Origin of the sequence: Tistlia consotensis USBA 355, assembly GCF_900177295.1 — a bacterium.
GTDB lineage: Bacteria > Pseudomonadota > Alphaproteobacteria > Kiloniellales > DSM-21159 > Tistlia > Tistlia consotensis.
On record NZ_FWZX01000042.1, the window covers coordinates 5,166 to 30,496 of the forward strand.

A 25,331-nucleotide genomic window follows, 5' to 3' on the forward strand; every position below is an offset into this window, starting at 1 on the left:
CCGGTGAACGAGGTGATCGCGATCCTGCTGGAGGAGGGCGAGAGCGCCGGCGACATCGACGTCGCCGCCGCCCAGAAGGCCGCCCCGCCGGCCCCGTCCGGCGAGGCGGCCGCGGAGCCGGCGCCCGCCGAGACGACGGCCGGGCCGGCGCCGGCCCGGCCGAAGGCGGAGCCCGAGGCGCCGGCCGAGTCCGAATGGGACGGTCCCACGAAGACCCAGACGGTGCGCGAGGCCCTGCGCGACGCCATGGCCGAGGAGATGCGCCGCGACCCCAAGGTCTTCGTCATGGGCGAGGAGGTCGCGGAGTACCAGGGCGCCTACAAGGTGACCCAGGGGCTGCTCGACGAGTTCGGGCCGAAGCGGGTCATCGACACGCCGATCACCGAGCACGGCTTCACCGGCCTGGGCGTCGGCGCCGCGATGTACGGCATCCGGCCGATCGTCGAGTTCATGACCTTCAACTTCGCCATGCAGGCGATCGACCAGATCATCAACTCGGCGGCCAAGACGCTCTACATGTCGGGCGGCCAGATCCACAGCCCGATCGTCTTCCGCGGGCCGAACGGCGCGGCCGCCCGGGTCGCCGCCCAGCATTCCCAGGACTACGCCGCCTGGTACGCGGCGATCCCCGGCCTCAAGGTCGTGGCGCCCTGGAGCGCGGCCGACGCCAAGGGCCTGCTGAAGTCGGCGATCCGCGACCCGAACCCGGTGATCTTCCTCGAGAACGAGGTGCTCTACGGCCAGTCCTTCGAGGTCCCGGACAGCGACGACTGGACCGTGCCGATCGGCAAGGCCAAGGTCGTGCGCGCCGGCAAGGACGTCACCCTGGTCACCCACTCGATCTGCGTCGGGCGCTGCCTGGAGGCCGCCGAGGCGCTGGCCGGCGAGGGCATCGAGGCCGAGGTCGTCGACCTGCGCACGATCCGGCCGATGGACCACGAGACCATCGTGAAGTCGGTCAGGAAGACCAACCGCTGTGTCTCGGTCGACGAGGGCTGGCCGACCTGCGGCATCGGTGCCGAGATCATGGCGGTGATGATGGAGCAGGCCTTCGACTACCTCGACGCGCCGGTCATGCGGGTCACCGGCAAGGACGTGCCGATGCCCTATGCCGCCAACCTCGAGAAGCTGGCGTTGCCGCAGACCGCCGACGTGATCGCCGCGGCCAAGGCCGTCTGCTACGCCGACTGACGCCGTCCCGGACTGACGACGCCCCCTTGTGACGACACCCGGGGCGCTGGAGAAGAAACGATGCCGACGAACATCCTGATGCCGGCGCTGTCGCCGACGATGACCGAGGGCACGCTGTCGAAGTGGCTGGTCAAGGAGGGGGACAGGATCTCCGCGGGCGACGTGATCGCGGAGATCGAGACCGACAAGGCGACGATGGAAGTCGAGGCGGTCGACGAGGGCAAGCTGGGCAAGATCGTGGTGGCGGAGGGCACGGAGGGCGTGCCGGTGAACGAGGTGATCGCGATCCTGCTGGAGGAGGGCGAGAGCGCCGGCGACATCGACGTCGCCGCCGCCCAGAAGGCCGCCCCGCCGGCCCCCGGCGCGCCCAAGGAGGAGACGCCCGCGGCGCCTGCACCGGCGCCCGCTCCGGCTCCGGCGCCCGCGCCCGCTGCGGCTCCCGCGCCCGCTGCGGCTCCCGCGCCGGCTGCCAAGGCCAACGGTGCCGCGGACTCGGGCGGCCGGGTCTTCGCCAGCCCGCTGGCGCGTCGCATGGCCGAGCAGGCCGGGCTGTCGCTCGGCCAGGTCCAGGGCAGCGGTCCGCAGGGCCGCATCGTCAAGGCCGACGTCGAGGCGGCGCTGAAGGGCGGCGCGCCGAAGGCCGCGGCCGCCCCTGCCGCCGCGACGCCCGCTCCGGCCGCCGCCGTCGCCGCACCGGCGGCCGGCGTGCGCGCCAAGGAGTGGGCCGACAAGCTGGGCCTGGCCTACCGCCAGGAGCCGCTCAGCGGCATGCGCAAGACCATCGCCCGGCGTCTGACCGAGTCGAAGCAGACGGTCCCGCACTTCTACCTGACCATCGACTGCGAGCTCGACGCGCTGCTCAAGGTGCGCAAGGAGCTGAACGCCCGCTCCGACGCCTACAAGCTGTCGGTCAACGACTTCGTCATCCGCGCCGCGGCCCTGGCCCTGAAGCAGGTGCCGACGGCCAACGCCGCCTACGACGACAGCGGCCTGATGTTCTTCGAGCACGCCGACATCTCGGTCGCGGTGGCGACGCCCGCGGGCCTGATCACGCCGATCATCAAGCAGGCCGAGAGCAAGGGCCTGGCGCAGATCTCCAAGGAGATGAAGGACCTGGCCGGGCGGGCCCGCGACAACAAGCTGAAGCCCGAGGAGTTCCAGGGCGGCACCTTCTCGGTCTCCAACCTCGGCATGTTCGGCATCAAGCACTTCGAGGCCGTCATCAACCCGCCCCAGGGCTGCATCCTGGCGGTCGGCGCCGGCGAGCAGCGGCCGGTGGTCAAGGACGGGGCTCTCGCCATCGCCACGGTGATGAGCTGCACCCTCTCGGTCGACCACCGGGTCGTCGACGGCGCGGTCGGCGCCGAGTACCTGGCGGCCTTCAAGAAGCTGATCGAGGACCCGCTGACCATGCTGCTGTGACGGGGCCGCCGAGGTCTGCGAGCGCCGTTGTCCGAGCGCTCACGTCCCTCGACAGGCTCGGGACGAAGCAGGTTCCGGTGCTTTCCTCCGCTTCGTCCCGAGTCTGTCGAGGGGCGTGGGAGCGCCGGCCGACGGCCGGACACGAGATCGAGGCGATCTCTCGGAACCCGAGGGTCGCGCAGAAGCTAGGAACGGGATGATGGCCGAGACCTCCTTCGATCTGATCGTCGTCGGCTCCGGGCCGGGCGGCTACGTCGCGGCGATCCGGGCGGCGCAGCTCGGCATGAAGACCGCGGTGGTCGAGCGCGACCAGCTCGGCGGCATCTGCCTCAACTGGGGCTGCATCCCGACCAAGGCGCTGCTGCGCTCGGCCGAGGTCTACCGGACCTTCCAGCATGCCAAGGACTACGGCCTCTCGGCCGAGAAGATCGGCTTCGACAACGCCGCCGTGGTCAAGCGCTCGCGCGCCGTCTCCAGGCAGCTCAACCAGGGCGTCGGCCACCTGCTGAAGAAGAACAAGGTCACGGTGATCCAGGGCACGGCGACCCTGAAGGGCGGCGGCAAGCTGGAGGTCGCCGACAAGGACGGCAAGACGACCGGCTACGCGGCCAGGTCGATCATCGTCGCGACCGGCGCCCGGCCCCGCGTGCTGCCCGGCCTGGAGCCCGACAAGAAGCTGATCTGGACCTACTTCGAGGCGATGGTCCCGGAGGCCATGCCGAAATCGCTGCTGGTCATGGGCTCCGGCGCGATCGGCATCGAGTTCGCCAGCTTCTTCCGCACCATGGGCGCCGAGGTCACGGTCGTCGAGATCCTGCCGCAGATCCTGCCGGTCGAGGACGAGGAGATCGCCGCCCACGCCCGCAAGCAGCTCGAGAAGCAGGGCATCAGGATCCTGACCAAGACCAAGGTCGCCAAGCTGAAGAAGGGCGCGGACTCGGTCACCGCGACCCTGGAGGACGAGGCCGGCAAGGCCAGCGAGCTCACGGTGGAGCGCGTGATCTCGGCGGTCGGCGTGGTCGGCAACGTCGAGAACCTCGGCCTCGAGAACACCAAGGTGAAGACCGAGCGCGGCGTCATCGTGACCCACGGCTTCGGCCGCACCGACGAGCCGGGCGTCTATGCCATCGGCGACGTCGCCGGCCCGCCGATGCTGGCCCACAAGGCGAGCCACGAGGGCGTGCTCTGCGTCGAGGCGATCGCGGGGCAGCATCCCCACGAGATGGACAAGCTGAAGATCCCCGGCTGCACCTACTGCCATCCCCAGGTCGCCTCGGTGGGGCTCACCGAGGCCAAGGCCAAGGCGGCCGGCTACGAGGTCCGGGTCGGCAAGTTCCCCTTCATCGGCAACGGCAAGGCGATCGCGCTGGGCGAGGCCGAGGGCCTCGTGAAGACGGTCTTCGACGCCAAGACCGGCCAGCTGCTCGGCGCCCACATGGTCGGCGCCGAGGTCACCGAGCTGATCCAGGGCTACGTCGTCGCCATGAACCTGGAGACGACCGAGCAGGAGCTGATGCAGACGGTCTTCCCGCACCCGACGCTCAGCGAGATGATGCACGAGTCGGTGCTGTCCGCTTACGGCCGGGCGATCCACTTCTAGGGGGACGTGGCAGAAGGCTTTGGCCGCCAGCTCCTTCGTTCCTCGTCATCGCGGCTCTCTCCACCGTCATCCTCGCGAAAGCGAGGATCCAGAGAACGGTGCCTTGTGCGCGAACCGATGAGGGCCTGTGCACGCCGCTTCTTCCTCTGGATCCTCGCTTTCGCGAGGATGACGAACGAGGGGAGGAGAAGACGAGGAGCGGACAGGTTCGCGGAAGAATCGAGGAAAAGCCCTCAAGCCCTTGCGGCGACTCGCCTTTCCGTGCCCGCCTTCATCCCCTCCAGCAGCTCCGCCAGCACCGCGACGCCGCGTCTCAGCTCGGTCGGCCCGACGCCGCTGAAGCCGAGCACCAGGCCGCGGGCGTCGATCGGCGCCAGGGCGAAGCGCTGCAGGGGCACGACGGTGATGCCGCGGTCCCAGGCGCGGGTCGCGGCCTCGGCCTCGTCGAGGCCCTCGGCGAGCAGCCCGACGGTGTGCAGGCCGGTGCCGGTCGGCACGACCTCGAGCAGGCCGGACAGGCGCTCGCGGGCCGCCGCCAGCAGGGCGTCGTGGCGCTCGGCGTAGAGCTTGCGCATGCGCCGGATGTGCGTCGCGAACTGGCCCTCGTCCATGAAGTCGGAGACCACCGCCTGGGGGTTCGAGGGCACGCCCGGCACGAAGCAGCGCATGACCTTGTCGAAGACCGCGACCAGGCCCGGCGGCACCAGCACGTAGCCGAGGCGCAGGGCGGGGAACAGCGACTTGGAGAAGGTGCCGACATAGATCACCCGGCCGGCGCTGTCGGTGCTCTTGAGCGTCGCCGGCGGGCGCCCGCCGTAGCAGAACTCGCCGTCGTAGTCGTCCTCGACGATCCAGGCGTCGGCCTCGTCGGCCGCGGCCAGCAGGGCGAGGCGGCGGCGCAGGCTCATGGTGCAGCCCATCGGCTGCTGGTGCGCCGGCGTCACGAAGGCGAGGCGGAAGCCGGGCTCGAGCGCCAGCCCGGCCTCGACGTCCAGGCCCTCGCCGTCGACCGGCACCGGCACCAGCTCGGCGCCGGCGGCAGCGAAGCAGTTGCGCGCGCCGATCGCGCCGGGGTTCTCGATCCAGACCGGGTCGCCGGGGTCGAGCAGGATCGAGGCGATCAGCTGGAAGCCGTGCTGGGCGCCATTGACCACGAAGACCTGCTCCGGCTCGCAGGCGATCGCCCGGTTGGCGCGCAGGTGCGCCGCGATGGCGCGGCGCAGCGGCATGTAGCCCTGGCTGTCGCCGTAGCCGAGCACGACGTCGCGGCGGTCGCGCCAGTGCTTGGCGACGTAGCGCGACCAGAGCGCGACCGGGAAGGCGTCGAAGGCCGGCATCGCCGTGGTGAAGGCGCGCGGCTCGTGGGGCAGGCGGTCGAAGAAGGCGCCGGCGCGCTGGGTCATGGTGCGCGACAGGCGGGGCAGGCGGGTCTCGCCCGGCTCGGCCGGCGCCACGGCGGGCGAAGGGCGGCGGCCCTCGAGCACCTGGCTGACGTAGGAGCCGGCGCCGACCCGCGCCTCGATCAGGCCCTCGGCCTGGAGGCGCGCGAAGGCCTCGATCACCGTGGTGCGCGAGACGCCAAGGTCGCGGGCGACCGTGCGGCTGGCCGGCAACCGGTCGCCGGCGCGCAGCGCGCCCGACAGGATCAGTTCGCGCAGGGCGACGCAGAGCTGGGTCGAGAGCGGCTTGGCCGAGTCCTGGTCGAGCTTGAGCGACAGCAGCAAGGCGCCGCCCGAGGTCTTGACCATGCGACTCTCCCCACGTTCCGGCCCCGACAAAACGGACTCGAAGATTATCCAGAATGGACCTTCCGTCCAGACCACTTTGGCGGACCTTTAGAGGCCCGCGTCCCCCTGCCGGGGCGCTCCGCCATCCGGACGGCCAGAGCCATGAAGATCAGATCGCTGGAGACCTTCACGACCGAGTATGTGGGCTTCGTCCGGGTCACGACCGACAGCGGCGACCAGGGCTGGGGCCAGGTCTCGACCTACAACGCCGACATCAGCGCCCTGGTGCTGCACCGCCAGGTCGCGCCCTGGTCGCTCGGCGCCGAGGCGCTGGACATCGAACGCCTGGTCGACCTGATCCCAGAGAGGGAGCTGAAGTTCCCCGGCCCCTACCTGTTCCGCGCGATCGGCGGCCTGGAATCGGCGCTCTGGGACCTGCGCGGCAAGCTGGAGGGCAAGAGCGTCTGCGCGCTGCTCGGCGGCACGCCGGGGCCCCTGCGCGCCTACGCCTCCTCGATGAAGCGCGACATCACGCCGGAACAGGAGGTCGAGCGCTTCCTCGCCTTGCGCGACCGCTGCGGCTTCGACGCCTTCAAGTTCCGCATCGGCGCCGAGTTCGGCCACGACGTCGACGAGTGGCCGGGGCGCAGCGAGGCGATCGTGCCGGCGGTGCGCAAGGCGCTCGGGCCGGAGGTCGATCTGCTGGTCGACGCCAACAGCGGCTTCTCGCCGAAGCGGGCGATCGAGGTCGGACGGATGCTGGAGGACAACGGCGTCTGCCACTTCGAGGAGCCCTGCCCCTGGTGGGAGCTGGAGCAGACCAAGGAGGTCCGCGACGCCCTTTCGCTCAACGTCACCGGCGGCGAGCAGGACTGCCTGCTGCCGAGCTTCCGCCACATGATCGAGATGGGCGCCGTCGACGTCGTGCAGCCCGACCTCTGCTATCTCGGCGGCATCGTGCGCAGCCTCAGGGTCGCCGGGATGGCGGCCGAGGCGGGGCTCACCTGCACGCCGCACAGCGCCAATCTCTCCCTGGTGACGCTCTTCACCATGCACTTCCTCGGCGCCATCCCGAACGCCGGCAAGTACCTGGAGCTCTCGATCGAGGGGCCGGACTACTACCCCTGGCAGGAGGGGCTGTTCCTGAACGACCCCTACAGGGTGGTCGACGGCCGGGTAACGATCCCCGACGCGCCCGGCTGGGGCGCCGAGATCGATCCGGCCTGGCTGGAGCGCGCCGACTACAGGATCAGCGAGGCCGCCTGACCATGAGCGATTCCCTTGCCGCGCTGGCGGCGCGGACCCTCGAGGCCGGCACCCTCGAGGGCCTGCCCGACCGCCACTGGATCGGCGGCTCCTGGCAGGCCTCGGCCTCGGGCCGGACCATGGAGAGTCTCGATCCCGGCTCGGGCAGGGCCTTCGCGCGCTTCGCGGCCGGCGAGGCCGCCGATGTCGAGGCGGCGGTCGCCGCGGCCGAGGCCGGCTTCGCCGCCTGGTCGGCCACGGCGCCGGCCGAGCGCGGCCGGGTGCTGCAGCGGGCGGCCCAGCTGATCCGCGCCGAGGCCGACCGCCTGGCGGTCGCCGAGAGCCTGGACTGCGGCAAGCCGGTCGGCGAGGCGGCGGGCGACGTCCGCGGCGCGGCGCGCGCCTTCGAGTACTACGCCGGGGCCTGCGACAAGCTGCAGGGCGAGCAGATCCCGCTCGGCCGCGACTACCTGGCCTTCACGACCCTGGAGCCGGTCGGCGTCACGGCCCACGTCATCCCCTGGAACTACCCGATCTCGACCGCGGCGCGCGGCCTGGCGCCGGCGCTCGCGGCCGGCTGCTCGGTCGTCGCCAAGCCGGCCGAGCAGACGCCGATGACCGCGCTGATGCTGGCCGAGATCCTGCAGCGCGCCGGCCTGCCGGACGGCGCCTGCAACGTCGTGACCGGGACCGGCGCCGCGGCCGGGGCGCCGCTGGTCGCGCAGCCCGCGGTGCGCCACGTCACCTTCACCGGCTCGGTCGCGACCGGCCGCACGGTGATGGCCGCGGCGGCCCGCAACATCGCCAGCGTCACCCTGGAGCTCGGCGGCAAGTCGCCGGTCGTCGTGCTGGCCGACTGCGACCGCGAGGCGGCGCTGGAAGGCGTGCTCGGCGCGATCTGGGAGAACGCCGGGCAGATCTGCTCGGCCGGCTCGCGCCTGGTCATCGAGCGCTCGCTCCACGACGGCTTCCTGGAGGAGCTGGTCGCCCGGACCCGCCGCCTCAGCCTCGGTCACGGCCTGCGCAACCCGCAGGTCGGCCCGCTCAACTCGCCGGAGCAGCTCGCCAAGGTCAGCGGCTACGTCGAGGCCGCCAAGGCGCGCGGCTGCAGCGTCGCGACCGGCGGCAACGCCACGGTCGACCCGCAGAGCGGGCTCGGCTGGTTCTTCGAGCCGACGATCCTCGACCGCCTCGATCCGGCCGATCCCTGCGTGCAGGAGGAGATCTTCGGCCCGGTGCTGGCCGTGCAGGTCGCCGAGGACGCCGAGCAGGCGCTGGCGCTGGCCAACGGCACGGCCTTCGGCCTGGTCGCCGGCATCTACACCGGCAACGTCGACCGCGCCCTGGCGCTGGCCCGGGACCTCGACGCGGGCCAGGTCTACGTCAACGAATACTTCGCCGGCGGCATCGAGACGCCCTTCGGCGGCAACCGGCTGAGCGGCTTCGGCCGCGAGAAGGGCCTGGAGGGCCTGCGCGCCTACTGCAAGGTCAAGAGCGTAACGGCGCGAATCCGGGCATTCTAGGCTATCCGACGCGTCGCGTGGGTCGGTGGTGCAGCTGCGATCGGTCGATCGCGTGACGGAGGCGTCTGTGGGGCGGGATCTCTTCACCGAGGATTTCAAGGCGGAGCCCTACTGGTGGGAGGCCTCGCCGCGGCCGCCGCAGGACTCCGGGGAGCTGTCGGGGGCGCTGCCGGCGGCGGCCGACGTCGTGGTCATCGGCTCGGGCTACACCGGCCTCCATGCCGCGATCGTGACCGCGCGCGGCGGCCGCTCGACCGTGGTGCTGGAGAAGGAGGCCGCCGGCTGGGGCTGCAGCTCGCGCAACGGCGGCCAGATCAGCACCTCGATCAAGCCCGGCCTGGCCGAGCTCGCCGCCCGCTACGGCGCCGAGCGCGGCTACGCGATCCTGAAGGAGGGCCACGAGGCGCTCGCCTGGATCGGCCGCTTCGTCGCCGAGGAGGGCATCGACTGCGACTTCGAGGTCTGCGGCCGCTTCCACGCCGCCCACAACCCGGCACAGTTCGAGAAGCTGCGGAAGACCGTCGCCGCCGAACCGAAGGGCCTGGAGACCGGCGCGATCCTGGTGCCGCGCGCCGAGCAGCGCAGCGAGCTCGGCACCGACGCCTACCACGGCGGCGTGGTCTATCCGCGCCACGCGGTGCTCGATCCCGGCAGGTACCACCTCGGCCTGCTGGCCCGCGCCCGGGAGGCCGGCGCCACCGTCGTCACCGGCTGCCCGGCCGAGGCGATCCGGCGCGAGACGGGCGGCTTCGAGATCCGCACGCCCAAGGGCACGATCCGCGCCGGCAAGGTCGTGGTCGCGACCAACGGCTATACCGGGCCGATCACCCCCTGGCAGCGCCGCCGGGTGATCCCGATCGGCAGCTACATCATCGCGACCGAGCCGCTGGCGCCGGACCTCATGGACCGGCTGATGCCGAAGCGGCGCATCGTCAGCGACAGCCGCAAGGTCGTCTACTACTACCGCGCCTCGCCGGACCGCCGGCGCATCCTGTTCGGCGGCCGGGTCTCGTTCAGCGAGACCGATCCCAGGGTCAGCGGGCCGCGTCTCCACGACTCGATGACGGCGATCTTTCCCGAGCTGGCCGGGACCCGGATCAGCCACTCCTGGGTCGGCTTCGTCGCCTACACCTTCGACACCCTGGCCCATGTCGGCCAGCAGGACGGCCTCCACTACGCCATGGGCTACTGCGGCTCCGGCGTCTCGATGGCCAGCTACTTCGGCATGCGCCTGGGCCAGCAGGTCCTGGGCCTCGCCGAGGGGCGCACCGCCTTCGACGGCCTGGCCTTCCCGACCCGGCCCTTCTACAGCGGCAATCCCTGGTTCCTGGCGCCCTCCGTCGCCTTCTACCGCTGGCGCGACAAGCTGAACGTGTAGGCGCCTCTACGCCCGATCAGTCACTCCCTCGCCGCCCTCGGGGGCGGAGAGGGCCGGGGAGAGGTGGGGGATTCGGACCCGTCCGCCTGTGCCGGCGTCGGCGGTGGAGACCGCCCCACCTCTCCCTGACCCTCTCCGCCCCCGAGGGGCGGAGAGGGAATTCGCAAAGTGCTGGCCGTCCGATTGGTCTCTCCTTTTCTCCAGAATGGACCTTCTCAGCCGACCATTGCCGTCCTCTACTGACGGTCGATCGTGCCGTCGGACCGGCGCGCCGGCTTGCCGGCGGGTCAAGAACGAGAAGAACGGCGGCGCGGCGGGGAGCTTGCACAGAGATCCCGGCGGCATGCCGACCGGGTTGGAGGACGGACCTATGAAAAGCACCAGAGCGATTCTGTTGTCGGCGAGCGCGGCCGCGCTCGTCCTGCTGGCCGGCACGGGCGGCGCCGAGGCGGAGACCCTGCGCCTGCTGACCTGGGGCTCCTACGCCCCGGACAAGATCGTCGAGGCCTTCGAGAAGAAGTACCCCGACATCCACGTCGAGGTGACCTTCTCGAACAACGAGGAGATGATCGCCAAGCTGCGCGCGACCGGCGGCGCCGGCTTCGACCTGGCCCAGCCGAGCCACGACCGCATCTACGCGGTGCAGAAGGAGTACGGCCTCTACAAGCCGCTCGACCTCTCGAAGATCGACATGTCGGTCTTCGAGCCGAAGCTGCTCGAGGGCGTCAAGGCCAACACCACGATCGACGGCAAGGTCTACGCCGTGCCGCACCAGTGGGGCACCTCGGGCATCATGGTCGACAAGACCAAGGCGCCGGACGCCAAGGGCTGGGGCGACCTCTGCAATTCCAAGTACAAGGGCCGGACCTCGATGCGCCTGAAGCGCACGATCCTGCTCGGCACCGCCTTCTCGATGGGCTACGACCCCTTCGCGGCCTACGGCGATCTCAAGAAGTACCAGGAGATCCTCGACAAGGTCGCGGACAAGCTGATCGCCTGCAAGGACAACATCAAGGCCTACTGGAAGGGCGGCGACGACCTGGCCAGCCTGATGCTGTCGGGCGAGGTGGTGATGTCGGAGACCTGGGATTCGACCGCCTACCGGATCTACAACCAGAACCACAACATCGTCTTCGTGCCGCCGGAGACCGGCGCTCTCGCCTGGATCGACACCTTTGCGATCCCGGCCAAGGGCGAGGCCGACGACGCCGCCTACAAGTGGATCAACTTCGTCATGCAGCCGGAGATGGTCAAGCTGATGTCGGCGAGCTCCGGTGCCGTGATCGCGGTCAAGAACGGCAAGGACATGCTGCCCGACGACAAGAAGGCGGCCTACGAGGCGGCCTGGACGCCCGAGGATGTCCAGCGCCTGAAGTTCTTCGCCAACATCCCGCCGGGCGTCGAGGACATGGAGGGCAAGACCCTGGAGAAGATCAAGGCCGCGACCGGCGGCTGACGATCGGGCAGGCAGTCCTCCACTCCCGTCGATGTCCCTCTCCGCCCTCGCGGGTGGAGAGGGACACGGGGGGCCCGGCGTTTCGTGTGGAGAGGTGGGGGGCCGGCCGGGATCCGGCCTCCGGGGGGATAGCGTCCGCCACCTCACCCCGGCCCTCTCCGCCCTCCGGGGCGGAGAGGGAGTTATCGTCGAGGCGGTTGAAGCAGACAGCGTACCGGCCGGAGACCATGAGCAGCGAGCAGGCTAACGACCTCGAGTGCGAGCACCTGACGAAGCGATTCGGCGCCTTCACCGCCGTCGACGACGTCTCCTTCGAGATCCCGAGCGGCTCGTTCTTCTCGATCCTCGGGCCCTCGGGCTGCGGCAAGACCACGCTGATGCGCATGATCGCCGGCTTCGAGGATCCGGCGGCCGGCGACATCCGCATCAAGGGCCGCTCGGTGCTGGGCACGCCGCCGAACCGGCGCAACGTCAAGATGGTGTTCCAGCACCTGGCGCTGTTCCCGATGATGAACGTCGGCGAGAACATCGCCTACGGCCTGCGCTGCGCCGGCGTCGGGCGGTCCGACATCGAGCGCCGGGTCCGCGACGTGCTGGAGCGCATCGGCCTGCCCGGCGTCGAGGGCAAGGAAATCAACCAGCTGTCCGGCGGCCAGAAGCAGCGGATCGCGATCGCCCGCTGCATGGTCCTGGAGCCCGACGTGCTGCTGCTCGACGAGCCGCTCGGCGCGCTCGACCTCAAGCTGCGTGAGCGCATGAAGATCGAGCTGAAGCTGCTGCAGCACCAGTTCGACACGACCTTCGTCTACATCACCCACGACCAGTCGGAGGCGCTGGTCATGTCCGACCGGGTCGCGGTGATGAACGGCGGCCGCTTCGAGCAGATCGGCGCGCCGCAGGAGCTCTACAACGCGCCCGGCACCGCCTTCGTCGCCGGCTTCGTCGGCGACAGCAACCGTTGGAGCGGCCGGGTCGTCGCGGCCGACGCCGAGGCGGTGCAGGTCGAGACCGCGGGCGGCGCGCGCCTGCTCTGCCGGCCCGGCGCCCTGCGCCCGGCGCCCGGCGAGGCGGTCGAGGTCTTCGTCCGGCCGGAGGCGATCGCCATCGCCGGCGGCGGGGCAGGGGAAGGCGCGGGCGGCAACCGCCTGGCCGGGCGCGTCGACTCCCTGCTGTTCAACGGCGCCGCCAGCCGGGTCCTGGTGCGCGGCGCCGACGACCGCCTGGTCGAGGTCGCCTACGCGCCGGAGGGCGGGCCCGGCGACTTCGGACCGGGCGACGCCGTCGAGCTCGCCTGGGCGGCGGCCCAGACCAAGTGCTTCCCGAGCCAGGGCTGAGCGGCCATGCCCCGCAAGGACGCCGACCGGCTGTCGCTGATCCTGCTGATGACGCCGCTGCTGCTGTGGCTGGTGCTGCTGATCCTGCTGCCGCACCTTGGCATCGGCTACCTGTCGCTGCGCGAGAAGGTGGCGCCACGCGTCTATCACTTCAGCTTCGCCAACTACATCGACTTCCTGCACGAGCCGATCTACTGGAACACCCTGCTGCGCACCGCCTGGATGTCGATCCTGGTGACCGTGCTGACGCTCTTCGTTGGCTTCCCGATCGCCTACTACATCGCCAAGGTCGCCGGGCGGCGCAGCCGGGCGGCGCTGTTCCTGCTCTGCCTGGTGCCGCTCTGGGTCAGCGACCTGGTGCGCGCCTTCGGCTGGATGATGCTGCTGCGCGAGACCGGCATCGTCTCGGGCCTGCTGCAGTGGGCCGGCCTCTCCTCGGGTCCGGTCGAGATGCTCTACAACGACGTCACGGTGATCGTCGGGCTGGTCTACACCGTCGTGCTGTTCATGATCGTGCCGATCGTCTCGACCCTCGACGGCATGGACAACAGCCTGATCGAGGCCGGCTACAACCTCGGCGGCAGCCGCCTGACCGTGCTGCGCCGGATCATCGTGCCCTACGCCATGCCGGGCATCGTCGCCGGCTGCATCATCGTCTTCATGCTGACCGCCGGCAGCTACCTGACGCCGGTGCTGCTCGGCGGCAAGAACTCCATGTGGTTCACCGAGCAGATCTACGACCAGTTCATCACCCGCTACAACTGGGAGGGCGGCTCGACCTTCGGCATCCTGCTGCTGGTCTTCACCTCCCTCGTCGTCTGGGCCGGCCTGCGCCTGAGCGGCCAGAACCTGGCGACCACGGTGGCGAAGCGGTGAGGGGGACGGGGATGCTCGACATTGTCGTCTTCGCATTCGGGACAGGTCAGACACGCAGGTTCGTCTTCCCGGACGCCGCTTTGCCCGACAGCTCTGCTGTCGTCGGCAAAGCGAGCGATCCGGGACCCAGGGCCAAGGGGCCGGGACAGCGGAGCGCGTGGCCCTGGGTCCCGGGTCACAAGGCTCGCGAACCGAAAGCCTTTCCAAGGCTTTCGGGCTCGCCTAGCGCCCGGGATGACGGGGCGGGAGAGATCTGTGCATGCCCTGGCGCCTCGGCGGGGAAGATGAAGGAGAGAGGCGGCAGCGTGGGAGCCCGCCGATGAACGTCGCAGCCCCCCAGACCCCCGCGCTGCGCCTGGCCTACCGGGCCTACGTGCTGCTGTTCTTCCTCTACCTGGCGGCGCCGCTGGTCGCGGCCAGCTTCTTCGCCTTCAACGACTCGCAGTTCCCCTCGCTGCCCTGGCGCGGCTTCACCCTCGACTGGTTCTTCGGCAGCGTCGACCCGAAGATCGGCCTGTTCCACGACCGCCGCCTGCTGCAGGGCCTGGAGAACTCGCTCTACATCGGCCTGATCGTCTCGACGCTCTCGGTCGCGGTCGCCACCTGCAACGCCTTCCTGTTCGAGCGGCGCGACTTCCCGGCCAAGGGCTTCCTCTACGTCATGATGATCCTGCCGCTGGTCATCCCCGGCGTGATCCTGGGCATCTCGATCCTGGTGCTCTCCTCGATGGTCGCCAACGGCATCTACGACTCCTGGGGCGTCGAGCTCGACTTCATGCGGCCCGGCATCCCGCTGGTCGTGGTCGGCCAGTTCTCCTTCCTGACGACGATCACCACCCTGGTCATCCAGGCGCGCCTGAAGAAGTTCGACGTCGCGCTCGAGGAGGCGGCCCTCAACCTCGGCGCCAGCCGGCTGCGCGTGCTGCTGACCGTGACCCTGCCGTTCCTCAAGCCGGCGATGATCGCGGCCGGCATCGTCGGCTTCCTGGTCTCCTTCGAGAACTTCAACACGACCCTGATGCTGGTCGGCTCCGAGGCGCCGCTGACCATCACCATGTTCGACCGCGTCGCCAAGGTCGGCTCGACCCCGGTGCTGAACGCGACCTCCTTTTTCCTGATCGTCGCCTCGGGCCTGCTGGCGCTGATCTCCGTCCTGGTCCAGCGCGAGCCCAGGGCCCGCGCCGCGGTCGCGCTGGACGACGGGCACGACTGACGGCCATGTCGCTGCCCGGTCGGCTCGTGACCGCTTGCGCGCTGCCACGTCCCTCGACAGGCTCGGGACGAAGCCGAGTGCTGGTCAGCTCTGCCGGTCGCTTCGTCCCGAGCCTGTCGAGGGACGTGAGAGCTCCGGCGATCCCACTGTCGGCGACCTAGGACAGGCGGAACCCCCCATGGACTACGACTACATCGTCGTCGGCGCCGGCTCGGCCGGCTGCGTGCTGGCCAACCGCCTGACCGCGAGCGGCCGCAACCGCGTGCTGCTGCTCGAGGCCGGCGGCAGCGACAAGCAGTTCTGGATCACCACGCCGATCGGCTACGGCCGGATCTTCTACGACGAGTCCGTCAACTGGATGTACCAGACCGAGCCGGACCCCGGCACGGGCGGCCGGGTCAGCTACTGGCCGCGCGGCAAGGTGCTGGGCGGCTCCAGCTCGATCAACGCGATGGTCTACATCCGCGGCCAGGCCGGCGACTTCGACGACTGGGCGGCGGCCGGCAACCCCGGCTGGGCCTGGGCCGACGTGCTGCCGCTGTTCCGGCGCATGGAGCGCCACGTGCTCGGCGAGAGCCCGTCACGCGGCGGCTCCGGGCCGCTCAGCGTGACCGGCATCGAGCGCGACGCCCATCCGCTCTGCCAAGTCTACCTGGAGGCCTGCCGCCAGGCCGGCTTCACCGTCGTCGAGGACCTGAACGGCAGCGAGCAGGACAGCGCCGGCCTCTACCACCTGACGATCAGGGACGGCCGCCGCCACTCGGCCGCGACGGCCTACCTCGACCCGGCGCGCCGCCGCCCGAACCTGGACGTCGCGACCCACGCCCAGGCGACTCGCATCCTGTTCGACGGCACGCGCGCCATCGGCGTCGAGCACCGCCGCCACGGCCGCACGGAGAAGGCGCTGGCCTCCCGAGAGGTGATTCTCTCCGCCGGCGCGATCAACTCGCCGCAGCTGCTTCAGCTCTCCGGCGTCGGCCCGGCCGGGCTGCTGCGGCGCCACGGCCTCGAGGTCCGGCTCGACGCCCCGGCGGTCGGCCGCAACCTGCAGGACCACCTGGGCCTCGACTTCCTGTTCCGCTCGAAGCTGCCGACCCTCAACCAGATGCTGCGGCCCTGGTGGGGCAAGCTGCGCTGGGGCCTGACCTACCTCGCCCTGCGCCGCGGCCCGCTGGCGCTCTCGGTCAACCAGGGCGGCGGCTTCGTTCGCGGACGCGAGAACCTGACCCGCCCGAACCTGCAGCTCTACTTCAGCCCGGTCAGCTACCTGAAGGCGCCGCCGGGCAGCCGGCCGCTGCTCAACCCCGATCCCTATCCGGCCTTCCTGCTCGGCTACTCGCACTGCCGCCCGACCAGCCGCGGGCACCTCGAGATCCGCAGCGCCGATCCCTTCGCGGCGCCGGCGATCCACCCCAACTACCTCTCGACCGAGGCGGACATGGCCGACCAGCTCGACGGCTGGCGCCTGATGCGCCGCCTCGCCGCGACCCCGGCCTTCGCCGGCCTCATCGAGTCCGAGATCACCCCCGGCGCCGCGCTGCAGAGCGAGGAGGAGATGATCGCGGACATCCGCGCCCGCGCCGGCACGGTCTTCCACGCGAGCTGCACCTGCGCCATGGGCCCCGACCCGCAGACCTCGGTCGTCGACCCGCAGCTCCGGGTCCACGGCCTCCAGGGCCTGCGCGTCATCGACGCCTCGGTCTTCCCCTGCGTGCCCTCCGGCAACACCAACGCCCCGGCCATCATGGTCGGCGAGAAGGGCGCGGAGCTGGTGCTGGGCGAGGGGTAGGGCGGGGGCAGGGCTCCCGATTCCCACCCGTCATCCTCGCGAAAGCGAGGATCCAGAGGAAGACGATGTACGCACGAACCTGCGTCCGTCCGCGTTGGCCGCACCGTTCTCTGGATCCTCGCTTTCGCGAGGATGACGCGAGGGGGGAGGACCGGCAGAGGGCGAAGGTGCCGTCACCCGCCGCCCGCAATGAACGGACTGACCGGCCACTCGGTCTGCCAGGTCTCCCAGGACAGCGTCGCCCGCGCCCGGGCGCTGTCGGCGGCCATCTGCTCGACCAGCTTCTCGACGGACTCGAACCTGGCCTCGGGGCGCAGGTAGTCGATCAGGGCGACGCGCAGGTGGCGGCCGTAGAGGTCGCCCTCGAAGTCGAAAAGGTGGGTCTCGAGCAGCGGCTCGGGCAGCTCGAACATCGGGTTGATGCCGAGGTTGGCGACGCCGGGGCGCCAGACCGTCGCGCCGGCGCCTCGCTCGCCCTCCTCGTGCTCGATGGCGGCGCGCACGGCATAGACGCCGTAGGCCGGGCGCAGCAGCTCGCCGAGCCTGAGGTTGGCGGTCGGGAAGCCGAGCGTGCGGCCGCGCCTGGCGCCGCTCTCGACGCGGCCCTCGATCTCCCAGTAGCGGCCGAGCAGCAGGGCGGCGCGGGTCGGGTTGCCGCCCTTCAGGTACTCGCGCACCAGGGAGGAGGAGTAGGGCTTCTCGCCGCCCTTCGAATCGCCGGGTCCCGAGACCGGCGCCATGGCCGTGACGCCGAAGCCGTGGCGGCGGCCCTCGGCGGCCAGGAGCGCGGCGTCGCCACGGCGCTTGCGGCCGAAGCGGAAGTTGTCGCCGACCACGACGTGGCGCGCCGCCAGCCCGTCCTCGGGCCCGCCGACCAGGACCTGCGCCACGAAGTCCTCGGCCTCCAGGCCGGCGAGCTCGGCGTTGAAGGCGAGCACGTAGAGCAGGTCGACGCCGAGCGATTCGATCAGCTTGGCCTTGGTCCGCCAGTTGGTCAGGCGGAAGGGCGGCTGGTCGGGCTGGAAGAAGAGCCGCGGGTGCGGCTCGAAGGACATCAGCGCGAGCGGCGCGTCCATCTCGCGGGCCAGGCGGCCGGCCTTGGCGATCAGCGCCTGGTGGCCGCGGTGGATGCCGTCGAAGTTGCCGATCGCGACGACCGCGCCGCGCGCGGCCGGCGCCGTGTGGGTCCAGTGGCGCAGGATCAGCACGGCCCGCGCTCCCCCCCGGCCGGGGTGGTCGGGCCGGCCGGGGCGGGGGCCGGCTCGGGCGGCTCGCTGGCGGCGAAGTGGCCGTAGCGGCTGCGCAGGTAGACCAGCGGCCGGCGGTCGGGCCGGCTCTCCATGCGCTCGATCTCGCCGAGGAAGATGCGGTGGTCGCCGCCCTCGTGGACCGCGACCTTGCGGCACTCGAAGCCGGCGACAGCGCCGGCGATGACCGGCGAGCCGCGGTCCCAGGCGTGCCAGGCGACGCCGGCCCACTTGTCCGCCGAGGGGGTGGCGAAGCGGATCGAGATCGCCTCCTGGCCGGCCGAGAGCACCGAGACGCCGAAGTGGTCGGCGCGCAGGAAGGCCGAGAGGCTGAAGGCGGTCTTGGCCAGGCTGAACAGCACCAGCGGCGGGTTGAGCGAGACCGAGGCGAAGGAGTTGCAGGTGATGCCGACCGGATTGCCGGCGCCGTCGCGCGTCGTCACCACGGTGATCCCGGTGGCGAAGTTGCCGAAGGCCTTCTTCAGGGCGGCGATGTCGAGCGGCGCGGGCATGAGACTCCGAAAGCGGCCCCGGCGGGAGCGCCCCATAATGGCGGCTGGCCCCGCGAGCGCAAGAGAGGGGGCGGGAAGGAAGCGCCGTCGAACTCCCTCTCTGCCCCACGGGGGCGGAGAGGGCCGGGGAGAGGCGGGGGATCAAGGCCGGCCCGCCTGCACGGGCCTTGCCGGCGGAGACCTACCCCACCTCTCCCTGACCCTCTCCCCCCAAAGGGGCGGAGAGGGAATGATATCGAGGGCGGCCCGGACACTTGCGCCGGCGTGCCGCTCCCGGCATAGGAGAAGAGGGCTTCTGGTCGGGGGACCGAGAGATCGACAGGTTTCAGGGGTTGCTGGGCATCGCGGCGATCGTCGCGATCGCCTGGGCGGTGAGCGAGAACCGGAAGGTCTTCGATTGGCGGGGCGTCGTCGCGGGCCTGGCGCTGCAGTTCGGCCTGGCCTTCCTGCTGCTGCGCCTGCCGGGCGCGCGCGACGTCTTCCTGGCGCTCAACGGGCTGGTCCTGGCGCTGCAGGACGCGACGCGGCAGGGCACCGCCTTCGTGTTCGGCTACCTGGGCGGCGGGCCGGCCCCCTTCGAGGCGACCCAGCCGGGCAACTCCTTCGTCCTGGCGCTGCAGGCGCTGCCGCTGATCCTGGTGATCTCGGCGCTCTCGGCGCTGCTCTGGCACTGGCGGATCCTGCCGGTCGTGGTCAAGGCCGTCTCGGCCGTGCTCGAGCGGATCTTCGCGATCGGCGGCGCGGTCGGGGTCAGCGCAGCGGCCAACATCTTCGTCGGCATGGTCGAGGCGCCGCTGCTGGTCCGGCCCTATTTCGCACGCCTGACCCGGGCCGAGATCTTCATGGTCATGACCTGCGGCATGGCGACGGTCGCGGGCACGGTGATGGTGCTCTACGCCTCGTTCCTCAGCCAGGTGATCCCCGGCGCGCTCGGCCACATCCTGACCGCCTCGATCATCTCGGTGCCGGCCGCGCTGATGGTCGCGCGCCTGATGGTGCCGGGCGTCGAGAAGACCGAGAGCGACGGCTCGATCCCCGAGCTGGAGTACGACAGCTCGATGGACGCGATCACCCGCGGCACCGAGCAGGGCGTGCAGCTGCTGATCAACGTCACGGCCATGCTGATCGTGCTGATCGCCCTGGTCGCGCTGGTCAACGCGCTGCTCGGCCTGCTGCCGCCGGTGTTCGGCGCCGAGCTGTCGCTGCAGCGGGTGTTCGGCTGGATCTTCGCGCCCTACGCCTGGCTGATCGGCATCCCGGCGCACGAGGCGGCGACGGCCGGCGAGCTGCTCGGCCTCAAGACCGTGCTCAACGAGTTCATCGCCTACCTGCAGCTCGCCAAGCTGCCGGCCGACACCCTGGACGAGCGCAGCCGGCTGATCCTGGTCTATGCGCTCTGCGGCTTCGCCAATCCCGGCAGCCTGGGCATCATGATCGGCGGCCTGGTCGCGATGGCGCCGCAGCGGCGCGGCGAGCTGGTGCAGCTCGCCGGCAAGTCGGTGCTGTCGGGCACGCTGGCGACCGGCCTGACCGGCGCGGTCGTCGGTATCCTCTGGTAGGGCCGCGACGGCCGAGAATCGGCCCCGCCGCGGCGCGGAGCGAGAAATTTGCCGTCGAGGGCGAACCATTTCGCCCGAGCGGCGTTCTCAGCATCCCGCCATGCCGATCTCCAAGTCCACCTACATAGGCGCCGCGGCGCTCCTGCTGCTGCTCGGCCTGGCCGCGCTGCTGGCCATCGTCGCGACCTCGCTCGTGCTGGTCGCGCGCAGCCAGCAGCAGTTCGCCGGCGTCGTCACGGCGCGCGAGGTGCGCAGCGCGGCCGCCGACCTGTTGGCGCTGGTCCAGGACATGGAGACCGGCCAGCGCGGCTATCTGCTGACCGGCGACGAGAGCTATCTGGCGCCCTACCGCCAGGCGGTCGGGCAGGTCGCCAGGAAGGCCGAGGCGCTGCGCCGGGCGCTGCGCGATTTCCCCGACCTGGAGCCGGTGCTCGGCCGGCTGTCGTCGACGCTCGACGCCAAGCTCGCCGAGCTCGCCGACACCCTGCAGCTCTACCGGTCCGGCGCGCGCGAGCAGGCCCTGGCGATGGTCGACACCGACCGGGGCAACAAGCTGATGGAGCAGCTGCGCGGCGAGCTGCAGCGCGTGCGCGAGAGCGCCGAGGTGCGCCTGGACCTCGCGGTCGACCGCCAGCGGGCGAGCGCCGACCTGCTGCGCTGGGTCAGCATCCTCGGCGCCGTCGCGGTGATCCTGGTCGTCGCCGGCGCGGTCTGGCTGGTGCTGCGCTACACCCGCGTGCTGGGCCGTGCCCGCCAGGACGTCGAGCGGCTCAATGCCGAGCTGGAGGAGCGGGTGCGGGACCGCACCGCCGAGCTCGGCCGGGCCAACGAGGAGATCCAGCGCTTCGCCTACATCGTGACCCACGACCTGCGCGCCCCGCTGGTCAACATCATGGGCTTCACCAGCGAGCTGGAGACCAGCCTGGCGACGCTGCAGAGCTACGTCGCGCGGGTCGTCGACGCCGACCAGTGCGAAGAGGAGGACCCGGCGACCGTCGAGGCGCGCATCGCGATCGAGGAGGACCTGCCGGAATCGATCGGCTTCATCCGCTCCTCGACGCGCAAGATGGACGGCCTGATCAACGCGATCCTGAAGATCTCCCGCGACGGGCGGCGGCCGCTGAAGCCAGTGCGCCTCGACCTGCGCTCGGTCATCGAGACCTCGGTCGAGGCGATCCAGCACCAGCTCAAGGAGCACGACGGCGCGGTCGAGCTGGACATCCGCACCGGCCCGATCGTCTCCGACCGCCTGTCGCTGGAGCAGATCTTCGGCAACCTGCTCGACAACGCCGTCAAGTATCGCCAGCCCGACCGGCCGCTGCGGCTCGCCGTCTCCTCGCACGAGGCGCCGGGCCGGCAGATCGTCGTCGAGATCCGCGACAACGGTCGCGGCATCAGCCCGCAGGACCACGAGCGGGTCTTCGAGCTGTTCCGACGCTCGGGCAGCCAGGACCAGCCGGGCGAGGGCATCGGCCTCGCCCACGTCCGCGCGCTGGTCCGCTCGCTCGGCGGCGACATCACGCTCGCCTCGGAGTTCGGGGCCGGCACGACCTTCCGGATCCGCCTGCAGCGCGATCTCGGCCAATTCCTGGGGAGCAGCAGAGCATGAGCAGCGAAGCCAGAGCCGTGACGATCGTCATGATCGAGGACGACGAGGGCCACGCCCGGCTGATCGAGAAGAACATCCGCCGCGCCGGCGTCAACAACGCCATCCTGCCCTTCACCAACGGCACCGACGCACTGACCTACCTGTTCGGCGCCGACGGCAGCGGCGAGGTCAGCCGGGCCCGGCACCTGCTGGTGCTGCTCGACCTCAACCTGCCGGACATGACCGGCGTCGACATCCTGGAGAAGGTGAAGGGCAACAGGCACACCAAGCTGACGCCGGTGGTCGTGCTGACCACGACCGACGACGAGCGCGAGATCCAGCGCTGCTACGACCTGGGCGCCAACGTCTACATCACCAAGCCGGTCGACTACGAGAGCTTCGCCAACGCGATCCGGCAGCTCGGCCTGTTCTTCTCGGTGATGCAGGTGCCGGAAACCAACTGACCATGCCGTACCAGGGCTTCCGAGTCCTCTACATCGACGACGACCCGGCGCTGGCGCGCCTGGTGCAGAAGACGCTCGCCCGCCGCGGCTATGCCGTGGAGCACGCCGACAGCGCCGAGAGCGGCCTGGCGCGGCTCGACGCCGGCGGCATCGACGTCATCGCCCTCGACCACTACCTGCCGACCGGCACCGGCCTCGACGTGCTGGCCCGGCTCGGCGAGGTGCCGGCGCGCCCGCCGGTGGTCTACGTCACCGGCTCGGCCGAGACTGCCGTGGCGGTCGCGGCGCTCAAGGCCGGCGCCTGCGACTACGTGCCGAAGGCGGCCAGCGAGGAGTTCCTGGAGCTGCTCGGCAGCGCCGTCGACCAGGCGATCGACGCGGCCCGCCTGATGCGCGAGAAGGAGCGCGCCGAGCGCGAGATGCGCGAGGCCCGCGAGCGCGCCGAGCTGCTGCTCGGCGAGGTCAACCACCGGGTCTCCAACAGCCTGGCCCTGGTCGCGGCCCTGGTCTCGATGCAGGCCAAGGCCGTCACCCAGCCGGCGGCGCGCGACGCCCTGTCCGAGACCCAGGCGAGGATCCTGGCCATCGCCGGCATTCACCGCCGGCTCTACACCTCGGAGGACGTGCGGATCGTCGAGCTCGGCGGCTACCTCAGGAGCCTGATCGAGGACCTCGAGGCCTCGATGCGCTCGGCCGGCCACGGCGCCGCGGTGCGCCTGGAGGTCGAGAACCTCGCCGTCGCCACCGACAAGGCCGTCTCGATCGGCGTGCTGCTGACCGAGCTGGTGACCAACGCCTTTAAGTACGCCTATCCGGGCACGGAGACGGGCGAGGTCCGGATCGGCTTCCGCGCGCTCGGCCCCGGCCGCGCGGAGCTCAGCGTCGAGGACGACGGTGTCGGCTGGAACGGCGAGGGCAGGGTCCAGGGCACCGGCCTCGGCAGCCGCATCGTCAGGGCCATGGCGAGCAATCTCGGCGGCGTCGTGTGCTACGCCGAGCGCGAGCGCGGCACGCGCGTCTTTCTGGCCTTCACGCTCTAGGCCTCGAAGGACGGCCCGGCGGCGCCTGATCTGCGTCAACGACAGGCGGCGCTCCGCAGGTCGAGAATGGCTTCCTGTCCGGCCACAATGCTCCGAGCCATCGTCGCCGGACCGCCGGTCGCAGGTCGATGGCTCTCCAGCATTTCGGGGGCCTTCGCCATGACCTCACTCACGAATCGCCGGCTCCGCCGTTCCTGCGCCCTGTTGGGGACCGCGGCGCTCGTCTCCTTCGCCGCCGTCGCGTTGCTCGCCGGCGCGCCGCCGCAGGGGCCGGCGCTCGCGGCCCAGGCGGCGACGATGCCAGGCGAGCCGAACCTCGAGCTGCCGAAGCTCGACCCCAGGGCGGGGCGACGGCTCTTCGCCAGCAAGGGCTGCGTCGTCTGCCATTCGGTGAACGGCGTCGGCGGCACCGATGCGCCGCGGCTCGATGCCGACACCATGCCGCCGCACATGAACCCCTTCGACCTGGCCGCGCGGATGTGGCGGGGCGCCCCGGCGATGATCATGATGCAGCAGGAGGAGCTGGGCGGTCAGATCGAGTTCACCGGCCAGCAGCTCGCCGACATCACAGCCTTTCTCCATGACCGGACGCAGCAGGCGCAGTTCTCGCTGTCCGACGTGCCGCAGGCTGTTCGCGCGCTGATGGACGACGACGATGCCAAGGGGGAGAAGGACCGCGACGAATCGAGGAGCGGCGCCCGCGGCGGCATGATGGGCGGCGGTTCGATGGGCGGCGGGATGATGGGCAGCCCGCGCAACTGAGCGGCGCCGCGCCCCGCCTCAGGGGCGGTCGAAGCGGTCGCGCAGGCGGCGGAAGAATCCGTTGGCGTCGTCGACGAGCTCGTCGGCCTCGTCGTCCAGGCGGTCGATGAAGGGCTCGACGCGCTCGGCGCGGAAGCGTGCGACGAAGCGCCAGATCTGCCAGATCACGAAGAGCAGGATCAGCAGGAAGACGATATTGAACCAGGGGATCGTGCTGTAGTCGGCACTGTCGACCTGGCGCAGCGCGACGGCGTTGGGGAACATCGAGAGCACGGGGATACGCCAGCCGTAGTGGGTGACCAGCACCCATTTCGGCTTGTCGCTGCCCGAGACCAGGTTCTGCGCCTCGGCCTGCAGGTTGCCGCTGTCGAACTTGAAGTACCAGGGGAAGCCCCAGCCGGTCTCCTCGTTGCGGTAGACGCGCGGGCCGCCGTCGGGCCAGACCGCGTTGATGAAGCGCACGTCGCGGGTCGTGTCGGCGGTCTCCGGCTGGCCGCTGCGCCCGGCGACGTCGACGCGCTTGATGTCGGTGCCGACGATCCGGACGACGTCCTTCGAGGGCAGGTAGAATTGCAGGAAGCCGCCGACGACGAGCAGCAGCAGCAGGACGAGGATCGGCTTGACGAAGCGCATGGCACCCCAGGCAGGAACGGGACAGGCCTCCCTAATCTAGGATGGATGCCGGTGCGGCGCGACCTCCTTGCCGGCCGGATCGACGCCGGTGCGGCGACGGGATCCGGAGGTCGCGGTCAGCGCGCGTGGCCGGCCGCGCGGTCGCGCTGCGTCGCCAGCAGCGGACTGGCGCTCCGCAGCAGGGCTTCGCGGACCTGCGACGAGGTCGCGTCGGGGCCGGCGAACAGCGCGACGATCGCCTTCATGAAGCGATCGTCGCGGGTCGCGATCACCGGCCGGCCGTCGACCTCCATCAGTGTGCCGCGGCCGGGAAAGAAGCTGAACAGCAGCTCGTCGCCGGCCGACAGGCCCCGGTAGCTGCGCTTCAGGCGCAGGCGGTCGGCCGGCTCCAGGGCCGGCAACAGCTTGTCGGCCCAGTCCGCGGGAATGCGGTCGGGCAGGTCGCCGTCGTAGAGCACCTCGACGCGGAACGCCTTGGCCAGGTCCGGCTGGTCGAGCGGAGGCGCCGGGCGGCGCGACTCCGGCAGGTAGAGGGTGACGCGGTAGAGATCGATCCACAGCAGGCTGCGCACGGCCTCGCCGGCGCGCGCCAGGGGGCCGCCGGCGAGCGCGAGCCGGTCCGGCGCCGCGGCGCCGGCGGGACTCCAGGCGCCGGCTCCGGCGAGCAGCGCGAGGGCCAGCAGCGATGGCAGCAGTCGAGGCATCGTCGCTCCTCCTCCGCCCCGGAAAAGGGGCTCGAACGAGGTGGGCGGGCAGGGGGAAAAGGGGGCCG

Annotated in this window: 21 protein-coding genes; 16 read left to right on the forward strand and 5 right to left on the reverse strand. The window is 71.0% G+C overall.

Annotation, left to right across the window (positions count from 1 at the left end; genetic code table 11):
• The 3 genes from B9O00_RS29390 to lpdA form a co-directional block, all read left to right on the forward strand.
• Positions 1-1,191: pyruvate dehydrogenase complex E1 component subunit beta (locus tag B9O00_RS29390; RefSeq protein ID WP_235017226.1), on the forward strand; the 1,191-nt coding region annotated here is incomplete at its 5' end.
• 60 nt (positions 1,192-1,251) lie between these two features.
• Complete coding sequence (locus B9O00_RS29395) at positions 1,252-2,613, forward strand: pyruvate dehydrogenase complex dihydrolipoamide acetyltransferase (protein WP_085126527.1); 1,362 nt, start codon at positions 1,252-1,254, stop codon at positions 2,611-2,613.
• A gap of 199 nt (positions 2,614-2,812) precedes the next feature.
• Positions 2,813-4,213, forward strand: a complete 1,401-nt coding sequence (lpdA, locus tag B9O00_RS29400) for a dihydrolipoyl dehydrogenase (RefSeq protein WP_085126598.1) — start codon at positions 2,813-2,815, stop codon at positions 4,211-4,213.
• Positions 4,214-4,446: 233 nt separating this feature from the next.
• Here the strand turns inward: lpdA and pdxR are convergent, their stop codons facing one another.
• On the reverse strand, positions 4,447-5,961 hold the full coding sequence (gene pdxR / locus B9O00_RS29405; RefSeq protein ID WP_085126529.1) for a MocR-like pyridoxine biosynthesis transcription factor PdxR: 1,515 nt from the start codon (positions 5,959-5,961) through the stop codon (positions 4,447-4,449).
• Positions 5,962-6,102: 141 nt separating this feature from the next.
• On the opposite strand from pdxR, the gene B9O00_RS29410 reads away from it, so the two are divergent.
• The 8 genes from B9O00_RS29410 (at position 6,103) to B9O00_RS29445 (ending at position 16,754) form a co-directional block, all read left to right on the forward strand.
• On the forward strand, positions 6,103-7,206 hold the full coding sequence (locus B9O00_RS29410; RefSeq protein ID WP_085126531.1) for a mandelate racemase/muconate lactonizing enzyme family protein: 1,104 nt from the start codon (positions 6,103-6,105) through the stop codon (positions 7,204-7,206).
• Positions 7,207-7,208: 2 nt separating this feature from the next.
• Positions 7,209-8,708: an aldehyde dehydrogenase family protein gene (locus B9O00_RS29415; RefSeq protein ID WP_085126534.1), complete on the forward strand. Its 1,500-nt coding sequence runs from the start codon at positions 7,209-7,211 to the stop codon at positions 8,706-8,708.
• Between the two features lie 67 nt (positions 8,709-8,775).
• Positions 8,776-10,086 (forward strand): NAD(P)/FAD-dependent oxidoreductase, encoded by a 1,311-nt coding sequence (locus B9O00_RS29420; protein WP_085126536.1) that lies wholly within the window; start codon positions 8,776-8,778, stop codon positions 10,084-10,086.
• A 370-nt stretch (positions 10,087-10,456) separates the two neighbouring features.
• The gene (locus B9O00_RS29425) at positions 10,457-11,542 is read left to right on the forward strand and encodes an extracellular solute-binding protein (protein WP_085126538.1); all 1,086 of its coding nucleotides are present in this window, start codon (positions 10,457-10,459) and stop codon (positions 11,540-11,542) included.
• A gap of 227 nt (positions 11,543-11,769) precedes the next feature.
• On the forward strand, positions 11,770-12,876 hold the full coding sequence (locus B9O00_RS29430; protein ID WP_085126540.1) for an ABC transporter ATP-binding protein: 1,107 nt from the start codon (positions 11,770-11,772) through the stop codon (positions 12,874-12,876).
• 6 nt (positions 12,877-12,882) lie between these two features.
• The gene (locus tag B9O00_RS29435) at positions 12,883-13,752 is read left to right on the forward strand and encodes an ABC transporter permease (protein ID WP_085126542.1); all 870 of its coding nucleotides are present in this window, start codon (positions 12,883-12,885) and stop codon (positions 13,750-13,752) included.
• A gap of 319 nt (positions 13,753-14,071) precedes the next feature.
• A complete protein-coding gene (locus B9O00_RS29440; RefSeq protein WP_085126545.1) occupies positions 14,072-14,965 on the forward strand; it encodes an ABC transporter permease in 894 nt (297 codons plus the stop codon).
• Between the two features lie 178 nt (positions 14,966-15,143).
• On the forward strand, positions 15,144-16,754 hold the full coding sequence (locus tag B9O00_RS29445) for a GMC family oxidoreductase (protein ID WP_085126547.1): 1,611 nt from the start codon (positions 15,144-15,146) through the stop codon (positions 16,752-16,754).
• Positions 16,755-16,927: 173 nt separating this feature from the next.
• Here B9O00_RS29445 and B9O00_RS29450 read toward each other — a convergent pair whose 3' ends face one another.
• A complete protein-coding gene (locus B9O00_RS29450; RefSeq protein ID WP_218822971.1) occupies positions 16,928-17,962 on the reverse strand; it encodes a bifunctional riboflavin kinase/FAD synthetase in 1,035 nt (344 codons plus the stop codon).
• Positions 17,956-18,513 (reverse strand): flavin reductase family protein, encoded by a 558-nt coding sequence (locus B9O00_RS29455; protein WP_085126549.1) that lies wholly within the window; start codon positions 18,511-18,513, stop codon positions 17,956-17,958. Before B9O00_RS29455 ends, B9O00_RS29450 begins: the two co-directional genes overlap by 7 nt.
• Positions 18,514-18,845: 332 nt before the next feature.
• On the opposite strand from B9O00_RS29455, the gene B9O00_RS29460 reads away from it, so the two are divergent.
• The 5 genes from B9O00_RS29460 (at position 18,846) to B9O00_RS29480 (ending at position 23,926) form a co-directional block, all read left to right on the forward strand.
• Complete coding sequence (locus B9O00_RS29460) at positions 18,846-20,072, forward strand: NupC/NupG family nucleoside CNT transporter (RefSeq protein WP_235017227.1); 1,227 nt, start codon at positions 18,846-18,848, stop codon at positions 20,070-20,072.
• Between the two features lie 100 nt (positions 20,073-20,172).
• Positions 20,173-21,681, forward strand: a complete 1,509-nt coding sequence (locus tag B9O00_RS29465; RefSeq protein WP_085126551.1) for a sensor histidine kinase — start codon at positions 20,173-20,175, stop codon at positions 21,679-21,681.
• Positions 21,678-22,124, forward strand: coding sequence for a response regulator (locus B9O00_RS29470; protein ID WP_085126553.1), 447 nt, complete (start codon positions 21,678-21,680; stop codon positions 22,122-22,124). Before B9O00_RS29465 ends, B9O00_RS29470 begins: the two co-directional genes overlap by 4 nt.
• Positions 22,125-22,126: 2 nt before the next feature.
• Positions 22,127-23,164, forward strand: coding sequence for a histidine kinase dimerization/phosphoacceptor domain -containing protein (locus tag B9O00_RS29475; protein ID WP_085126555.1), 1,038 nt, complete (start codon positions 22,127-22,129; stop codon positions 23,162-23,164).
• An 87-nt stretch (positions 23,165-23,251) separates the two neighbouring features.
• Entirely contained in the window at positions 23,252-23,926 is a 675-nt protein-coding gene (locus tag B9O00_RS29480) for a c-type cytochrome (RefSeq protein WP_200808703.1), read from the forward strand.
• 18 nt (positions 23,927-23,944) lie between these two features.
• Here the strand turns inward: B9O00_RS29480 and B9O00_RS29485 are convergent, their stop codons facing one another.
• Together B9O00_RS29485 and B9O00_RS29490 are read right to left on the reverse strand one after the other, a co-directional pair.
• The gene (locus B9O00_RS29485; protein WP_085126559.1) at positions 23,945-24,559 is read right to left on the reverse strand and encodes a DUF1523 family protein; all 615 of its coding nucleotides are present in this window, start codon (positions 24,557-24,559) and stop codon (positions 23,945-23,947) included.
• A gap of 116 nt (positions 24,560-24,675) precedes the next feature.
• Entirely contained in the window at positions 24,676-25,263 is a 588-nt protein-coding gene (locus B9O00_RS29490; protein WP_085126561.1) for a chalcone isomerase family protein, read from the reverse strand.
• Between the last annotated feature and the right edge of the window lie 68 nt (positions 25,264-25,331).